The 14662-nt window shown below is 61.1% G+C and carries 18 protein-coding genes; 8 read left to right on the plus strand and 10 right to left on the minus strand.

Features of this window, described 5'->3' with window-relative positions:
• The first annotated feature begins 5 nt into the window (after positions 1 to 5).
• Positions 6 to 281, plus strand: a complete 276-nt coding sequence (locus EFR00_RS02960; RefSeq protein ID WP_077993923.1) for a hypothetical protein — start codon at positions 6 to 8, stop codon at positions 279 to 281.
• A 51-nt stretch (positions 282 to 332) separates the two neighbouring features.
• Here the strand turns inward: EFR00_RS02960 and EFR00_RS02965 are convergent, their stop codons facing one another.
• Positions 333 to 590: a YjhX family toxin gene (locus EFR00_RS02965; protein WP_039619461.1), complete on the minus strand. Its 258-nt coding sequence runs from the start codon at positions 588 to 590 to the stop codon at positions 333 to 335.
• Between the two features lie 309 nt (positions 591 to 899).
• Between EFR00_RS02965 and EFR00_RS02970 the strand changes: the two genes are divergently transcribed.
• Positions 900 to 1406: a GNAT family N-acetyltransferase gene (locus EFR00_RS02970; protein ID WP_077993920.1), complete on the plus strand. Its 507-nt coding sequence runs from the start codon at positions 900 to 902 to the stop codon at positions 1404 to 1406.
• Positions 1407 to 1483: 77 nt separating this feature from the next.
• Here the strand turns inward: EFR00_RS02970 and EFR00_RS02975 are convergent, their stop codons facing one another.
• Both EFR00_RS02975 and EFR00_RS32900 read right to left on the minus strand, forming a co-directional pair.
• Positions 1484 to 1858 (minus strand): VOC family protein, encoded by a 375-nt coding sequence (locus EFR00_RS02975; RefSeq protein ID WP_039619465.1) that lies wholly within the window; start codon positions 1856 to 1858, stop codon positions 1484 to 1486.
• Between the two features lie 7 nt (positions 1859 to 1865).
• A complete protein-coding gene (locus EFR00_RS32900; protein WP_009991334.1) occupies positions 1866 to 2042 on the minus strand; it encodes a hypothetical protein in 177 nt (58 codons plus the stop codon).
• A gap of 259 nt (positions 2043 to 2301) precedes the next feature.
• On the opposite strand from EFR00_RS32900, the gene gatB reads away from it, so the two are divergent.
• The 5 genes from gatB to EFR00_RS03000 all read left to right on the plus strand — a co-directional run bounded on the left by gatB (position 2302) and on the right by EFR00_RS03000 (position 5842).
• Complete coding sequence (gatB, locus tag EFR00_RS02980; RefSeq protein ID WP_077993918.1) at positions 2302 to 3804, plus strand: Asp-tRNA(Asn)/Glu-tRNA(Gln) amidotransferase subunit GatB; 1503 nt, start codon at positions 2302 to 2304, stop codon at positions 3802 to 3804.
• Between the two features lie 3 nt (positions 3805 to 3807).
• Positions 3808 to 4311: a GNAT family N-acetyltransferase gene (locus EFR00_RS02985; protein WP_077993915.1), complete on the plus strand. Its 504-nt coding sequence runs from the start codon at positions 3808 to 3810 to the stop codon at positions 4309 to 4311.
• Between the two features lie 3 nt (positions 4312 to 4314).
• Complete coding sequence (locus EFR00_RS02990; protein WP_009995150.1) at positions 4315 to 4788, plus strand: GNAT family N-acetyltransferase; 474 nt, start codon at positions 4315 to 4317, stop codon at positions 4786 to 4788.
• 102 nt (positions 4789 to 4890) lie between these two features.
• Positions 4891 to 5289, plus strand: coding sequence for an NADH:ubiquinone oxidoreductase subunit NDUFA12 (locus EFR00_RS02995; RefSeq protein ID WP_004671258.1), 399 nt, complete (start codon positions 4891 to 4893; stop codon positions 5287 to 5289).
• A gap of 112 nt (positions 5290 to 5401) precedes the next feature.
• A complete protein-coding gene (locus EFR00_RS03000) occupies positions 5402 to 5842 on the plus strand; it encodes a DUF2155 domain-containing protein (RefSeq protein WP_009995152.1) in 441 nt (146 codons plus the stop codon).
• Between the two features lie 116 nt (positions 5843 to 5958).
• Here the strand turns inward: EFR00_RS03000 and aat are convergent, their stop codons facing one another.
• From aat to EFR00_RS03025, 5 genes are all read right to left on the minus strand, one after another.
• Positions 5959 to 6573 (minus strand): leucyl/phenylalanyl-tRNA--protein transferase, encoded by a 615-nt coding sequence (gene aat / locus EFR00_RS03005; RefSeq protein ID WP_009995153.1) that lies wholly within the window; start codon positions 6571 to 6573, stop codon positions 5959 to 5961.
• Positions 6574 to 6580: 7 nt separating this feature from the next.
• Positions 6581 to 7936: an acetyl-CoA carboxylase biotin carboxylase subunit gene (gene accC, locus EFR00_RS03010; RefSeq protein ID WP_179363877.1), complete on the minus strand. Its 1356-nt coding sequence runs from the start codon at positions 7934 to 7936 to the stop codon at positions 6581 to 6583.
• A 4-nt stretch (positions 7937 to 7940) separates the two neighbouring features.
• Positions 7941 to 8414 (minus strand): acetyl-CoA carboxylase biotin carboxyl carrier protein, encoded by a 474-nt coding sequence (gene accB, locus EFR00_RS03015; RefSeq protein ID WP_077993912.1) that lies wholly within the window; start codon positions 8412 to 8414, stop codon positions 7941 to 7943.
• 20 nt (positions 8415 to 8434) lie between these two features.
• A complete protein-coding gene (aroQ, locus tag EFR00_RS03020) occupies positions 8435 to 8872 on the minus strand; it encodes a type II 3-dehydroquinate dehydratase (protein ID WP_038688586.1) in 438 nt (145 codons plus the stop codon).
• Between the two features lie 151 nt (positions 8873 to 9023).
• Positions 9024 to 9782: a DsbA family protein gene (locus tag EFR00_RS03025; protein ID WP_039619477.1), complete on the minus strand. Its 759-nt coding sequence runs from the start codon at positions 9780 to 9782 to the stop codon at positions 9024 to 9026.
• 209 nt (positions 9783 to 9991) lie between these two features.
• On the opposite strand from EFR00_RS03025, the gene EFR00_RS03030 reads away from it, so the two are divergent.
• Positions 9992 to 11149, plus strand: coding sequence for a pyridoxal phosphate-dependent aminotransferase (locus EFR00_RS03030; protein WP_077993910.1), 1158 nt, complete (start codon positions 9992 to 9994; stop codon positions 11147 to 11149).
• A 37-nt stretch (positions 11150 to 11186) separates the two neighbouring features.
• On the opposite strand, the gene EFR00_RS03035 is transcribed toward EFR00_RS03030, so the two are convergent.
• Both EFR00_RS03035 and EFR00_RS03040 read right to left on the minus strand, forming a co-directional pair.
• Positions 11187 to 12530 (minus strand): DUF2778 domain-containing protein, encoded by a 1344-nt coding sequence (locus tag EFR00_RS03035; RefSeq protein ID WP_077993908.1) that lies wholly within the window; start codon positions 12528 to 12530, stop codon positions 11187 to 11189.
• 207 nt (positions 12531 to 12737) lie between these two features.
• A complete protein-coding gene (locus EFR00_RS03040; RefSeq protein WP_225881373.1) occupies positions 12738 to 14606 on the minus strand; it encodes a PHA/PHB synthase family protein in 1869 nt (622 codons plus the stop codon).
• Positions 14607 to 14662 lie beyond the last annotated feature (56 nt).

Here is a 14662-nt window from a genome sequence, read left to right on the forward strand (position 1 = left end):
GTCTTATGGCGAATAGTGATCTTGTGCGACTGATCGAGGCAATCGATCGTCTGGCGGCAGGCGGTTTCGTCATGGGCGCGGATTGGCAGGCGGTTCACGATATCTGTCAGCGCCATGAAGGCGAACAGCCGTTCGACTGGGGCCATGCCCTCTGCCACCGCATCGAGGGCGACGACTGGAATGCCGATTACTGGTATCGCCGCGCCGGCAAGACGCGCGGCACCGGCACGATGGCCGACGAATGGTCGGCGATGCGAGCGGTATTGTCTCAGAAGGCTTGAGGCCGTGCCCTGACCGCGCCGGTTTGAGGCGCGATCAGGTTGATGGCCCTATTATCTGTTGTCCAGCTGTGATCTGACCAGCTTCAACCCCCTTTCGGTAATCCGGTAGGGCTGGCCGCCAGACGATTTGATCGCCTTCAGCCGCTTCAGCCTGCGGAAGAGATCGAGGTCGACGCCGGGATAGAGCCAGCCGTCACGGGTGAAGCAACTGACGTTCTCGATCTTCCTGTCGTCGTCGCGGGTGATTTCGATGCGGCCGCCTTGGGCCATGAGATGCAGGATGCGCTGATCCGTGCGGGAAATATCCATGTGTTGAGATCCGGTATTGCGCCCGGCAGGGCGCACAAAAACGGTCTGACGCTCAATCGAACGTCAGGGCTTCGTTTTTTCGGGCCCATGCGCGCAAGAAAACTTGCGGGCAGGGCCTTTACCGGGTCTCAGGCAGGTTCAACATAAACACCTCGATAATGTTTTGTATTGAGGTCGCAAAAAGCGGTCAAGAGCGCCCTTGTCGTTCAAAACCGGTCGAAAACCATGGTTTCCACCAGTCATCCTTTTGGGGGCACTGGTAAAATCCGCGACTCAATGGTCTAGTTGTGGGCTAACGCGGAGGTGTCGTTGATCCACATTCGCAATGCCCGCGACGGGGAAGCGGAACTTTTGAGTGAGATCGGGCTGAGGGCCTGGCAAAAGGCGATGGCGTCGATCGGCGAATCGGACGCGATGATCGACGCAGCGCGTAGCGCCTTTCGCAACTTCGTGGAAAACGACTGGCTGACCATCACCGTCCTCGAACAGAACGGCCAGGTCGCCGGCTGGGCGGCGCGCGAGGGCCTGGATGAAACCATCTCGGATTTCTGGATCGACCCCGTCTTCACTCGACAGGGGCTGGGTTCGGCGCTCCTCGAGCGCATTGAAAAGGAGATCGCCGAACAGGGCTTGGAGAAGGCGGCGATGCAGACTCACTCTGGCAACAGCGAGGCGATCGGTTTCTTTCGGAAGCACGGCTACAGCATCCATTGGCTCTCGGTCGCCTATAATCCGAAGCTCGACCGCGACGTACCCTCCGTCGGACTGACGAAGCAGCTCGTCTCCGACGGCGGCGGATACGGACAGGAATTCTGAGGTTTCAAATCCCCGCAGAAGGCGGATGAGTGCTTGCGGCGCGCATGTGCAAATGTCGCCGGGCGCCGTACGCGAGGCTATTCGGAGGTGACGCAGAAGTTGTTGCCTTCGGGGTCATTCAAGACCGTGTAGGCATCCGTCTCACGCACGAAAGTCGCGCCGAGGGATAAGAGCCGTTCCACTTCTTGTCTGCGATCCGAAGCGGCGATGTCGAGATGGACACGGTTGCGGGCGGGGCGCTCTCCCTGGCGAAGGTGGAAGCAGAGGCGTGTTCCGGGACCGTCGACCATCACGGTCGGGTCCGTCTCAGGTGTCAGCCCCATCTCGGCAAGGCGGGCCAGCTCCGCATCGTCATAAGGCATCACTTCGTAGCCATCGAGCGCCGCGGCCCAGAAACGGGCGACACGCGAGGGGATGTCGCAGTCGATGACGATCTCCTTCAGCCTTCCCATGACGCTTCTATGACTTGCGGGATCGGCGCTGGGAAACGCGCTCGACGATCGCGCCACCGATAGCCGGTAGCAGTGCGAAAAGCATGAGCTGCGGTGTTCCCTGCAGCGTCAACAAGGCGGAAATGATGAGCGCGACCAGCACCCCCGTGAGGGTTCCGACCAGATAGGGCAGATAATCCTTCAATCGAGCCTCCATATTGTCAGGGCCTCAAGTCCGAACGGTATTTTGAGACAAACATAGAGAGGACTGCGGTATCGACAATCGGGGACGGTCGAAGCTCGTTTCGGTCGCTTCGCATATCGGAGCATACCGCGCTCCGGTGCAAAGCAGCGTCTCGGCCTTAAGCGACCATAGGCGGCTGCTAACGCCGCGAAAGCCTTGCACCGGCACGCCATTTCCTTTACCTCACCAATGGAAAAGAACAGCCTGCAAAGAGTATCAGATGACCCTTGTCGACGTCCGCACGCCTGATCCGAAACGCTTCATCCCCGGCGCCACCGGCGACTGGGAAGTCATTGTCGGCATGGAGGTTCATGCCCAGGTGCTGTCCAATTCGAAGCTCTTCTCCGGCGCCTCGACGGAATTCGGTAAGCCGCAGAATTCGAACGTGTCGCTGGTCGATGCCGCCATGCCCGGCATGCTGCCCGTCATCAACGAGGAATGCGTCAAGCAGGCGGTGCGCACCGGTCTCGGCCTCAAGGCTCGGATCAACAAGCGCTCGCTCTTCGACCGCAAGAACTATTTCTATCCCGATCTGCCGCAGGGCTATCAGATCTCGCAGTTCAAGGATCCGATCGTCGGCGAGGGCAAGATCGTCATTTCGCTCGGGCCGGACCGTCAGGGCCAGTTCGAGGATATCGAGATCGGCATCGAGCGCCTGCATCTGGAACAGGATGCCGGCAAGTCGATGCATGACCAGCATGCGACCATGTCCTATGTCGATCTGAACCGGTCCGGCGTGGCGCTGATGGAAATCGTTTCCAAGCCCGACATGCGTTCCTCCGACGAAGCCAAGGCCTATATGACCAAGCTGCGTTCGATCGTGCGTTATCTCGGCACTTGCGACGGCAACATGGACGAGGGCTCGATGCGCGCCGACGTCAACGTCTCCGTCCGCCGCCCGGGCGAGGCTTTCGGCACCCGTTGCGAGATCAAGAACGTCAACTCCATCCGCTTCATCGGCCAGGCGATCGAATATGAAGCCCGTCGCCAGATCGGCATTCTCGAGGATGGCGGCGAGATCGAGCAGGAGACGCGCCTCTTCGACCCGAACAAGGGCGAGACGCGCTCGATGCGCTCCAAGGAGGATGCGCACGACTATCGTTACTTCCCCGACCCGGACCTGCTGCCGCTCGAATTCGACGATGCCTTCGTCACGGCGCTGGCAGCCGATCTGCCGGAACTGCCTGACGACAAGAAGGAGCGCTTCGTGCGCGAGCTCGGCCTGTCGGTTTACGACGCCTCCGTGCTTGTCTCCGAAAAGGCGATCGCCGACTATTTTGAGGCTGTGGCCGCGGGCCGCGACGGCAAGACAGCGGCAAACTGGGTGATCAACGACCTGCTCGGCGCGCTGAACCGCACCGGCAAGGACATCGAGCAAACGCCGGTCTCGCCGGCCCAGCTCGGCGCCATCATCGACCTTATCAAGGCTGGAACCATATCAGGCAAGATCGCCAAGGACCTCTTCGAGATCGTGCTGACCGAAGGCGGCGACCCCGCCGAAATCGTCGAAGCGCGCGGCATGAAGCAGGTGACGGATACCGGCGCGATCGAAAAGGCCGTCGACGAGATCATCGCTGCCAATCCCGATCAGGTGGAAAAGGTCAAGGCGAAGCCGACCATGGCCGCATGGTTTGTCGGCCAGGTGATGAAGGCGACCGGTGGCAAAGCCAATCCGCAGGCCGTCCAGGCGCTGGTCAAGGCAAAGCTCGGCATCGAGGAATAAGCGGTGTATTTCGTCCGCACCGCCGGCGAGGGCGACCTGGAGAAGGTTCGCGCTCTTCTGGTGGAGAGCTTTCACGCCACCTATGACGACCTGCATGGCAAGACCAAGGTGGACGAGCTGATCGCCCATCTTTTCACACCGGCGGCGCTGAAGGCGCGCCTTGCGCGCAAAGATGCCGAGTTCCTCATTGCCGACGACGGCCGCAAGTTCGGCGGCGTGGGGTATGCGGCGATGTCGCAGGCGTTGACGAAAACGGTCATGCTGCATCTGCTCTATGTCAGCCCGACGCTGCAGCGCCAGGGCATCGGCCGCGACATCTTCGCTGAACTCGAAACCTGCTTTCCCGATGCGGAAATCATGCGTCTCGAAGTCGAGCCGCAAAATGCGGCGGCCATCGCCTTCTACCATGCGCACGGCTTCACCGAGGTCGGACGCAACGAGTATAGCGCGCCCGGGCAATCCGGCATTCCGGCGCTGATCTTGGAAAAACCGCTCGAGGGGCACTGAGCCATGCAGGTCGGGGTGCCTGATATTCTCGTTCGTCAGGCGCGAAAGGACGATCTCCCGGCCCTCGTGGCAATCTTTGCCGCCGATGCGCTCGGCGGTCACGGCGATACGACGGATCCTGAGGCCTTTGTCGATTATGTCAGGGCTTTCACAGCCATCGAGGCCTCGCCCAACCAGACGCTTTACATTGCCGAGCGCGGCGGCGAGGTCGTCGGTACGTTCCAGACGATGCTGACGATCTCGTTAACCGGCCGCGGCTCCTCGGCGATGATCATCGAGGCGGTGCAGACGCGCTCCGATATGCGCGGGCAGGGGATCGGCGCGCGGATGATCGAATTCGCCATCGCCGAGGCAAAAGGTCGCGGTGTGCGCCTTGTGCAATTGACCTCGAATGCGATACGCAAAGACGCCCATCGTTTCTATGAAAGGCTTGGCTTCAAACCTTCGCATCTGGGCTTCAAGATGGCCTTGAAATGACCCTTGGCTCTCGTGGAATCGCTGGACAATTCGGCTTGGCGACGGCATAAGCGAGAAAACGAATTCTGGTTTGGTCCGCGCTGGCGGGCACAAGGAAAAGACATGTGGAATCTTCTGGTTCAGACCTTCACCTGGTGGAATAGTCAGACGATGGGCACGCGTTTTGCGACCTGGCGTTTCGGCAAACGCGTCGGCGAGGATGAATTCGGCAACGTCTATTATGAAGGCGGCATGTCGTCCTACGGTCTGCCGAAGCGCTGGGTGATCTACAAGGGTTATGCCGAAGCCTCGGCCATTCCGCCGGGCTGGCACGGCTGGATGCACCATCGCACCGATGTACCTCCGTCCAAGGAAAACTACGTCGCCAAGGAATGGCAGAAGACGCACCGCCCCAACCTCACCGGATCGCCACAGGCTTACCGCCCGCCGGGCTCTCTCGCGGTTCCCGGCGAGCGTCCGCGCGTCACCGGCGATTACGACGCCTGGACGCCAGGCAACTGAGACGGCTGACCGGGCGATCCCCAAGCCCGGCTTTTGGCCACAATTGACCTTTACCCGCAGGTTGGCCGCGCTTGACCGCGGATGAAACTGAAAATTATCTGGAGACGGGTACATGAAGCTCTTCACGCGGAACATGGTCCTGCGTGCCGCCGGATCGCTGCTGGCGCTCACGGCTTTGCTTCCGATCGGTGCGGCACATGCCACCCGCATCGAAAACCCGGTTGCCGTCTTCTCCGGCCTCGACAAGATCACCGGCCGCATCACGACCTTCGACGTCTATGTCAACGAGACGGTGCAGTTCGGCGCGTTGCAGGTGACGCCGAAGGTCTGCTATTCGCGCGATCAGGCTGAAGCGCAGAAGATCGACGGTTTTGTCGAGGTCGACGAGATCACCCTCGACCGCAAGATCCGCCGCATCTTCACCGGCTGGATGTTTGCCGCCAGCCCCGGCCTCAACGCTGTCGAGCACCCGATCTATGACGTCTGGCTGAAGGACTGCAAGACAAGCTCCGACGTCCCGGCTCCTGACGGCACCAAGGCGACCGCCCGTTAACACGTGCCGCGCGAGGGCACCGCAGCGTCAGCGCGTCTTTTGAGACACGCAGGGGAAGCCGCAGCACTTTGCTGCGCTCGCGCGCGTACCGGTGGTGTTTTGTTCCTCGATCGCGCTTAAAACTTGAGGTGTGGCGATTCCATCGCGGCGGCAAGCAGCAGGGCATAATCGGCCTTCGGAACGTCGATCGCTCCGAACGTCTTCAGATGCTCGGTGGTGAACTGGGTGTCGAGCAGGGTGAAGCCCTTTTGCCGAAGCCGGTCGACCAGATGCACGAGGCAGATCTTCGACGCGTCCGTTCGGCGTGAAAACATGCTTTCGCCGAAGAAGGCCGAGCCGAGCGAGACGCCGTAGAGGCCGCCGACCAGTTCATCGCCGTGCCAGGCTTCAACGGTGTGGGCGTGGCCCATGTCGAACAGCGTCGAATAGAGCGATCGGATTGTCTGGTTGATCCAGGTGCTCGGGCGACCCGATGTCTCCTCGGCGCAAGCCGCAATCACCTGCTCGAAGGCGTGGTCGAAACGGATCTCGAAAGGATGCCGGCGCACCGTCTTGGCGAGGCTCTTCGATACATGGAAACGATCGAGCGGCAATACGCCGCGCATTTCCGGCTCGACCCAGAAAATCTCCGGGTCGTCTGCGGATTCGGCCATCGGGAAGAGGCCGATGGAATAGGCGCGCAGGAGAATGTCAGGGGTGATGCCTGGTGATTTCCTGCGCGGTCCTGCCATTCCTATCCTATGCCGCCGGTGTGTTGGCGAGGTGGTGTTCCAGCCAGTGGATGTCGTAGTCGCCGTTGGCGATATCCTGGTTGGAGACGAGTTCCTGGAACAACGGCAGCGTCGTCTTGATGCCGTCCACGACGAATTCATCGAGCGCGCGGCGCAACCGCATCATGCACTCGACGCGGGTGCGGCCGTGCACGATCAGCTTGCCGATCAGGCTGTCGTAATAGGGCGGGATCTTGTAGCCCTGATAGGCGCCGGAATCGATGCGCACGCCAAGGCCGCCCGGCGCATGGAAATGCGTGATCGTGCCGGGCGAGGGCACGAAGGTGCGCGCATCCTCGGCATTGATGCGGCATTCGATGGCGTGGCCGGAAAAATGCACTTCGTCCTGCGTCACCGACAGGCCGCCGCCGGAAGCGACACGGATCTGCTCGTGCACGAGGTCGATACCGGTGATCGCTTCGGTGATCGGATGTTCCACCTGCAGGCGGGTATTCATTTCGATGAAATAGAACTCGCCATTCTCGTAGAGGAATTCGATCGTGCCGGCGCCGCGATATTTCAGCTTCTTCATGGCGTCGGCGCAGATCTGGCCGATCTTCATCCGCTGCTCGACATTGAGCGCCGGCGAATTCGCTTCTTCCCAGACCTTCTGGTGGCGGCGCTGCAGCGAGCAGTCGCGTTCGCCGAGATGGATGGCGTTGCCTTCGCCGTCGCCGAACACCTGGATTTCGATGTGGCGCGGCTTGCCGAGATATTTTTCCATGTAGACGGCATCGTTGCCGAAGGCGGCTGCCGCCTCCGTGCGGGCCGTCGACCAGGCCTCGATCAGATCGGCCTCGCTCCTGGCGACCTTCATGCCGCGCCCGCCGCCGCCGGCGGTTGCTTTGATCAGCACGGGATAGCCGATTTCGGCGGCCGTCCGCAGCGCATCCTCTTCGGTCTTCACTTCGCCGTCCGAGCCTGGAACGACGGGAATGCCGAGTTCCAGTGCCGTCGTCTTGGCGGTGATCTTGTCGCCCATAATGCGAATATGATCCGCAGTCGGTCCAATGAAGGTGATGCCGTGGGCTTCGAGAATGTCGGCGAACTTTGCGTTCTCGGAGAGAAAGCCGTAGCCCGGATGCACGGCGTCGGCGCCGGTGATCTCGCAGGCGGCGACGATCTGGTGGATATTGAGATAGCTCTCGCGCGAGGAGGGCGGACCGATGCAGACGCTTTCGTCGGCAAGGCGCACATGCATGGCATCGGCGTCGGCGGTGGAATGCACCACGACGCAGGCAATGCCGAGCTCTTTGCAGGCCCGGAGCACGCGAAGGGCGATTTCCCCGCGATTGGCGATGAGGATTTTCGAAATCATGGGCATAGGCCTATTCGATGACGACGAGGGCTTGGCCGTATTCGACGGGATGTCCGTCATCGACGAGGATCTCAGTGACCTTGCCCGACTTCGGCGAAGGGATCTGGTTCATCGTCTTCATCGCTTCGATAATGATCAGCGTCTGGCCTTCCTTGACGGTGGCGCCGATCTCGATGAAGGGGCGCGCGCCCGGAGCCGGCGCCATGTAGACGGTGCCGACCATCGGCGCATTGACGACATTGGCCGGATTGCGGGTGGGTGCTGCGGCCGGTGCTGCGCCTGCCGCTGCCGGAGCGGCGACTGCGGGCGCGGCAAAGGCCGGTGCTGCGATCGGCGCCTGCACGTATTGCGTCGCGCCGGCGCGCGAAACGCGGATGCGCAGGTCGTCCTGCTCGACCTCGATCTCCGTCAGATCCGTCTCATTGAGGATGTTGGCGAGATCGCGGATCAGTGCCTGATCGATACCCGATTTCTTTTCAGCCATGGTGTTGCCCTGTCTTCTTCTTATGCCGTGATGTTTTTCAGCGCATGCAGCGCCAGGATGTAGCTGTGAGGCCCGAAACCGCAGATCACGCCCTTGCATGCAGGCGCGATCATCGATTTGTGGCGGAATTCTTCCCGTGCATGGACGTTGGAAATGTGCAGTTCGACGACGGGAATGGAAATAGCGCGGATCGCATCATGCAGCGCGACCGATGTGTGCGTATAAGCGCCTGCATTGATGGCGACGCCGACGGCCTTTTCGTCGGCCTCGTGAAACCAATCCACAAGCGTACCTTCGTGATTGCTCTGGCGGAAATCAATATCGAAGCCGAGTTCGCGGCCGGCGGCCCTGCAGTCCGTCTCGATGTCCTTCAGCGTCTTGCCGCCATAAATGCCGGGCTCTCTTTTACCGAGCATGTTCAGGTTGGGGCCGTTCAGGACAAAAATCGTTTGCGTCATCGAATGTTCCGTAAAATGCACGACGGCAACCTATAGACTCCGCGAGGGCTGAATGAAAGCCCTTACGGATTGGCCGGCCGGAATCGCGCCACATTTGTCCACATGGCTGAAACGCTTCGATTTTGGCGATTTGATGAGATGGCCGCTTTGCTCAGCAGGCGGTCTTGCCGCAGTTGCGCATATTCTTGACCTTGGCTTCGAGATCGTCGAGGCCGACGGCGCCCGGCACCAGTTCGTTGCCGATTACGTAGGACGGCGTGCCGCTGATGCCGAGGCTGGAGGCGAGCTGGTAGGTCGCCTGGACGATGCCGTCATTCGGGCTCTTCGCCATCTCGGCGCGGATCTTGTCTTCGCTGACGCCGAGCGAGGCGGCAACCCCGATCGCGCTTTCGTCGGAGGCGCGGCCCTCGCTGCTGAGCAAGGCAAAATGGAAATCGGCGTATTTCTCCGGCGCCAACTTGCGGAAGGCGTCCGCCACCTTGTGGGCGGCAACCGAATCCGGCCCGAGGATCGGAAATTCCTTGAGCACGAATCGGACATTCTTGTCCTTCTTCAGCATCGCCTGCATGTCGGAAAGCGCATGACGGCAGTAGCTGCAATTATAATCGAAGAACTCGACGACGGTGACATCGCCCTTCGGATTGCCGAGCGTGACGTCGTTCTTCGAATCGAAGATCGCGGCCGTGTTCTCTTCGATCGCCATATTGGCCTTCACCAGCCGCTGGGCTTCCTGCTTCTTCTGCAGCGCCTCCTGGACATCGAGCATGATCTCGGGATTCTCGATCAGATATTGCTTGATGAATTCGCCGAATTCCTTCTTCTGCTGGTCGTCGAGCGCTGCCGCCGGAAACGGAAGGGCGATCGATGCGGCAAGCGCCAGTGCGGTGAAGGTTTTCGGGAAGAAGGCCATGATATCCTCGTCAACGGCGATGGGTGGTCTCCTATTGAGAAGACCGTCGCCGGGTTAATGGACTTGAATGCGTCGCGTCAAGGTAGAGGGCGTTCGGTTCCGCTCAAACAGGAATTTTTCATCCCCGCGTAACGCTCGCGGGATTGTGATGAGCCGATTAATGCGGCAATTGTCGGGCCGTCATCGAAGAAGCCGAGCGAGAAACGACCTTGTTTTCCATATCCAAACGCAGCGAAGTCGAGCCTTTTCACGCCATGGATGTCCTGGCCGAGGCGACGAAGCGGCGCGCCGGCGGCCATCCCGTCATCTCCATGGCGGTCGGTCAACCCTCGCATCCGGCCCCTCAGGCGGCCCTCCAAGCGGCCCGCGAAGCGCTGGCAGAAGGCCGGATCGGTTACACCAATGCGCTGGGAACGGCGCGGTTGAAATCGGCACTTGCCTGGCATTACCGGAATCGCCACGGCCTGGAGATCGATCCGGCGCGTATCGCCGTCACCACAGGTTCCTCGGCCGGCTTCAATCTCGCCTTCCTGTCCCTCTTCGATGCCGGCGATGCGGTGGCGATCGCAAGACCCGGTTATCCCGCCTATCGCAACATCCTGGGCGCGCTGGGCCTGAAGGTTGTCGAAGTGCCGGTAAGTGCCGAGACTCACTTCACCCTGACGCCCGAGAGCCTCGAGGCGGCGCAGAGGGAAAACGACGTGACGCTGAAAGGCGTGCTGCTCGCAAGCCCAGCCAACCCGACCGGAACCGTGACTGGCCGGGACGGACTGAAGGCGCTTGCGGATTATTGCGCGGCGCATTCCATCGCCTTCATCTCCGATGAAATCTATCACGGGCTGACCTTCGCCAGTGAAGAGGCGAGCGCGCTGGAGCTGACCGACGAGGCGATCGTCATCAACTCCTTCTCCAAATATTATTGCATGACCGGCTGGCGAATCGGCTGGATGGTGCTGCCCGAGCGCCTGGTGCGGCCGATCGAGCGGGTGGCGCAGAGCCTTTATATCTCCCCGCCCGAGCTCTCCCAGATCGCCGCCACGGCGGCGCTCGGCGCAGCCGAAGAGCTTGACAAAGTCAAAGCAAGTTACGCCGCCAATCGTGATCTGCTGCTCGACCGCCTGCCGAAGATCGGCCTAGCACCCGCTTCACCGATGGACGGCGCCTTCTATGCCTATCTCGATGTCTCGCGCTTCACCAATGACAGCATGGGCTTTGCCAAGCGGATGCTCACCGAAATCAATGTCGCCGCAACCCCTGGGCTGGACTTCGATCCGCTGGAGGGACACCGCACCCTGCGCGTGTCTTATGCGGGATCGCAGGCAGAGATCGCTGAGGCGGTGGAGCGAATCGCTGCCTGGTTGAAGTAGCGTTCGGCGAGAGCAAAACTGCTTGTTCTCTTATCCATCAGCTGCGCGATGAAAACAGCGAGGCAAGCGTCGAAGCCGGCTTGTTGTTCAGCCGCGGCACGACCACGAGCTGCTTGATCTCGCCACGCTTGTAGGCGGCCAAGAAGCGCTTGTAATCCTTGAAGGAAACGCAGCCGTTGGAATCGCCGTTCTTGCCGAGCATGTAGGTGTGGGCGAGCAGGCCGACCCGATCGTAGATGGCGTCAGAGCCCTCGACCGGCGTCAGCCGCAATGCCTCGACGCCGTGGAACGGGGCCTCGCGCATGGTGAGGACATAGGTGTGGGGCGGTGTCGGTCCGCGCATCTTCTTGTTGGCGTAACGCGGATTGTCGCGCATCTTGCCGAGGCCGGAATGGGCCTCCAGCCGCTCGCCGTTCGGCAGATAGACGGTGCTGTTTTCGATATCGTAGATGGCGACGCCGGCGCGCAGCTTCGGCGAGAAGACCGGCTTGTCGTAACGCGGGACGGCGTCGTCCTCATCGTCCTCGATCGGCGCGTTCGGCTTGGCATAGGCAAGCACGGGCGCGGCGGAACGCTGCACCTCCTTGGAACCCAGGGCCGGTTTGCCGATCAGGCCATCCGGACGCGCCATCGGCAGCGGCACTGAACCGGCATCCGGCGCCAGCACGAGATCGAAGGGTTGCTGTTCTTCGGCCTCGGCAACTTCTACCGGCGCAGGCTTTTCCTGCGGCAGCGACGCCGTCTTGAGGGCGGGTGCGGCCGGCTCGACCGGGGCTGGCGCAATCTGCTGGGGCCCGGCATCCGCAAGGGCGAGCAGGGCAGGAAGTTCAACGGCTGCGACGGTTTCCTTGGAAGGAATGATGATGCGGTCGCCGTCGTTCTCTTCCGTATCCGCCCGGGCAAGCTCGACCGACGGCGTGATGCTGTCGTCCTTGACGAATTTCGCGGTGTCGGAAGGCGTTGCTGCGGCAACGGCGACCGGCGGTTCGGCAGGGGTGACAGGGCGATTCTTTGCAAGCGCCAGCGATGCCGCTGCGGCAGCGTTGGTCTTTTGCGCATGCGATTGGATGAGATGAGCCGTCAGGGCAACGACCGGCTTGGCATTGAAGGCGGCCAGCCGATCGGCTTTGCCGACATGGATCAGTCGTTCGTGCGACGTCGCCGGCTTAGACTTCGGCGCCGACGCGACATGCGTGAAGCTCTCGGACGGAGAAACGGGTGCGCCGATCGAATGCATTGTCGCGAAGGTCGCGATCAGCCATGTCGAGGTCAGGAATCCGGCGCCGACGACGCCGTAAAGAAAGCCGCGAGATCTGCGCAAACGAACAGCAGATCCACCAAGTGAGGTGGCGCCATTAAACGCCCCGACCGCAAACGCCATACCAGACTCGTCTTTCAAACTCGCTACGCAGGCCGGCGGCACTGACTGACTACACTTCGCCGGGGCCGGTAATGGCGCAAATGGGCCGAATTTAGACCATTCGCGACATCCGACTGTTTCGCAAGAATGACGAATTATGGTTTCTAATTTGTTTACGCGGGATTGCTCTTTCCCAAGACGTCTCAAAGAGAGATGCGGGTAGGCTTCTCAGACGCGTTCCATCACGTAACTTCCCGGCGCTTCCTCGATCGCATTCAGCGCATCGCCGCCGGGTTTGCGCGCCGCAACGCGTCTGCCGTCATGCGTCTCGATCCAGGCCCGCCAATGCGGCCACCACGATCCCGGCGTCTCGGTCGCCTGCTCGAGCCAGGTTTCGTACTCGCCCTTGGCCGGGCCGCCCGTCCAGAATTGATACTTCTTCTTGTCGGGCGGGTTGACAACGCCGGCGATATGTCCCGAGCCGGTGACGACGAATTCCACCTTGCCGCCGAAGAACCGGCTGCCGAGGAAGACGGATTTGGCAGGGGCGATGTGGTCCTCGCGGGTGGCGAGATTATAGATCGGGATCTTCACGTCCTTCAGCGACACGGGCTTGCCGTCGAGGATCATCTCGTTCTGCGTCAGCGCGTTGCGGAGATAGCAGTTGCGCAGATAGAAGGCATGATTTGCCGCCGCCATGCGGGTCGAATCGGCGTTCCAGAACAACAGGTCGAAGGGCAGTGGCTCCTGGCCCTTGAGGTAGCTGTTGACGAAATAGGGCCAGATCAGCTCGGAAGCGCGCAGCATGTTGAAGGCCATCGACATTTTCGAGCCGTCAAGATAGCCGGCGGACTTCATATGCTCTTCGAGCGCGGCAAGCTGCTCCTCGTCGACGAAGACTTTCAGGTCGCCGGCATGGGTGAAGTCGACCTGGGTGGTGAAGAGCGTCGCAGTCTTGATGCGCTTGTTCTTCTCCTTGGCGTGCAAGGCCAGCGTCGCCGCCAGCAGCGTGCCGCCGACGCAGTAGCCGACGGCATTGACCTCCTTCTCGCCGGTCGCCTTCTCGATTATCTCGAGCGCGAAATCGATGCCTTCTCGGGCATAGGCCGCCCAGTCCTTCTCGGCGTGCCGCGCATCCGGGTTGACCCAGGAAATCACGAAGACGGTCTGCCCCTGGTCGACGCACCATTTGATGAAGGATTTCTGCGGGTTGAGGTCGAGAATATAGAATTTGTTGATCCAGGGCGGGCAGATCAGCAGGGGCCGCTTCAGCACCGTCTCGGTGGACGCCTCGTACTGGATGATCTGGCAGATATCGTTCTGGGCGATCACCTTGCCCGGCGTCAGCGCCATGTCGCGGCCGACGGCGAATTTCGTCATGTCGGTCTGGCGAAGGCGAAGCTCGCCCCTGCCGGCGGCGATATCCTCGGCGAGCATTTTCATCCCGCGCACCAGGTTTTCGCCGTTGCTGGCAATCGTCTCGCGATAGAGCTGCGGATTGGTGGGGATAAAGTTGCTCGGCGAAAGCGCTGCCGTGATCTGCTTCACATAGAAGCCGGCCTTGTGCTTCGTGTGCTCGTCAAGGCCGTCGGTCTCCGACACCAGCTTCTCCACCCAGTCGGTGGTTACGAAATAGACCTGGCGGAGAAAATCGAAGAAGGGATTCTTCTGCCAGTCCTCGTCGGAGAAGCGCTTGTCCTTGCGGGTGTCCGGCTCGGGCGGCAGGGGCTCGCCTGGCAGTCCGCTCATGCTTTGCATGCGCTGCATCGAGCGCATCCAGATGCCGAAGAACGAAGACATCAGCTGCGTCTGCGCCTCGAAGGTGCGGCGGGGATCGGAGATCCAGTATTCGCTGACCTTGGAAAGCGTCTTGACCATGTCTGCCATCGGATCGATGACGGTTTCGCTGATCTCGCCGCGTTCGCGCGGCGCAAGCCAGGCCGAAGCGGCTTGCCCGAGATTTTCGAGCGCCCGGGCGAAATTCATCGCCATGGTCTCGGGATCCTTCAACACATAGGGATCGAGATCGGTTGCGTCGAAACCGGCCTTGCCGCCATTCTTCTGGCCGCCACTCTCCTGCTTGCTGTCGGTCACCATTTCCTCCGGCGGCAGCACCCTATTTATCCGTTCGTTGTACATCGTGATCGAACGAG

Source organism: Rhizobium sophoriradicis (assembly GCF_003939025.1).
Taxonomy (GTDB): Bacteria; Pseudomonadota; Alphaproteobacteria; order Rhizobiales; family Rhizobiaceae; genus Rhizobium; species Rhizobium sophoriradicis.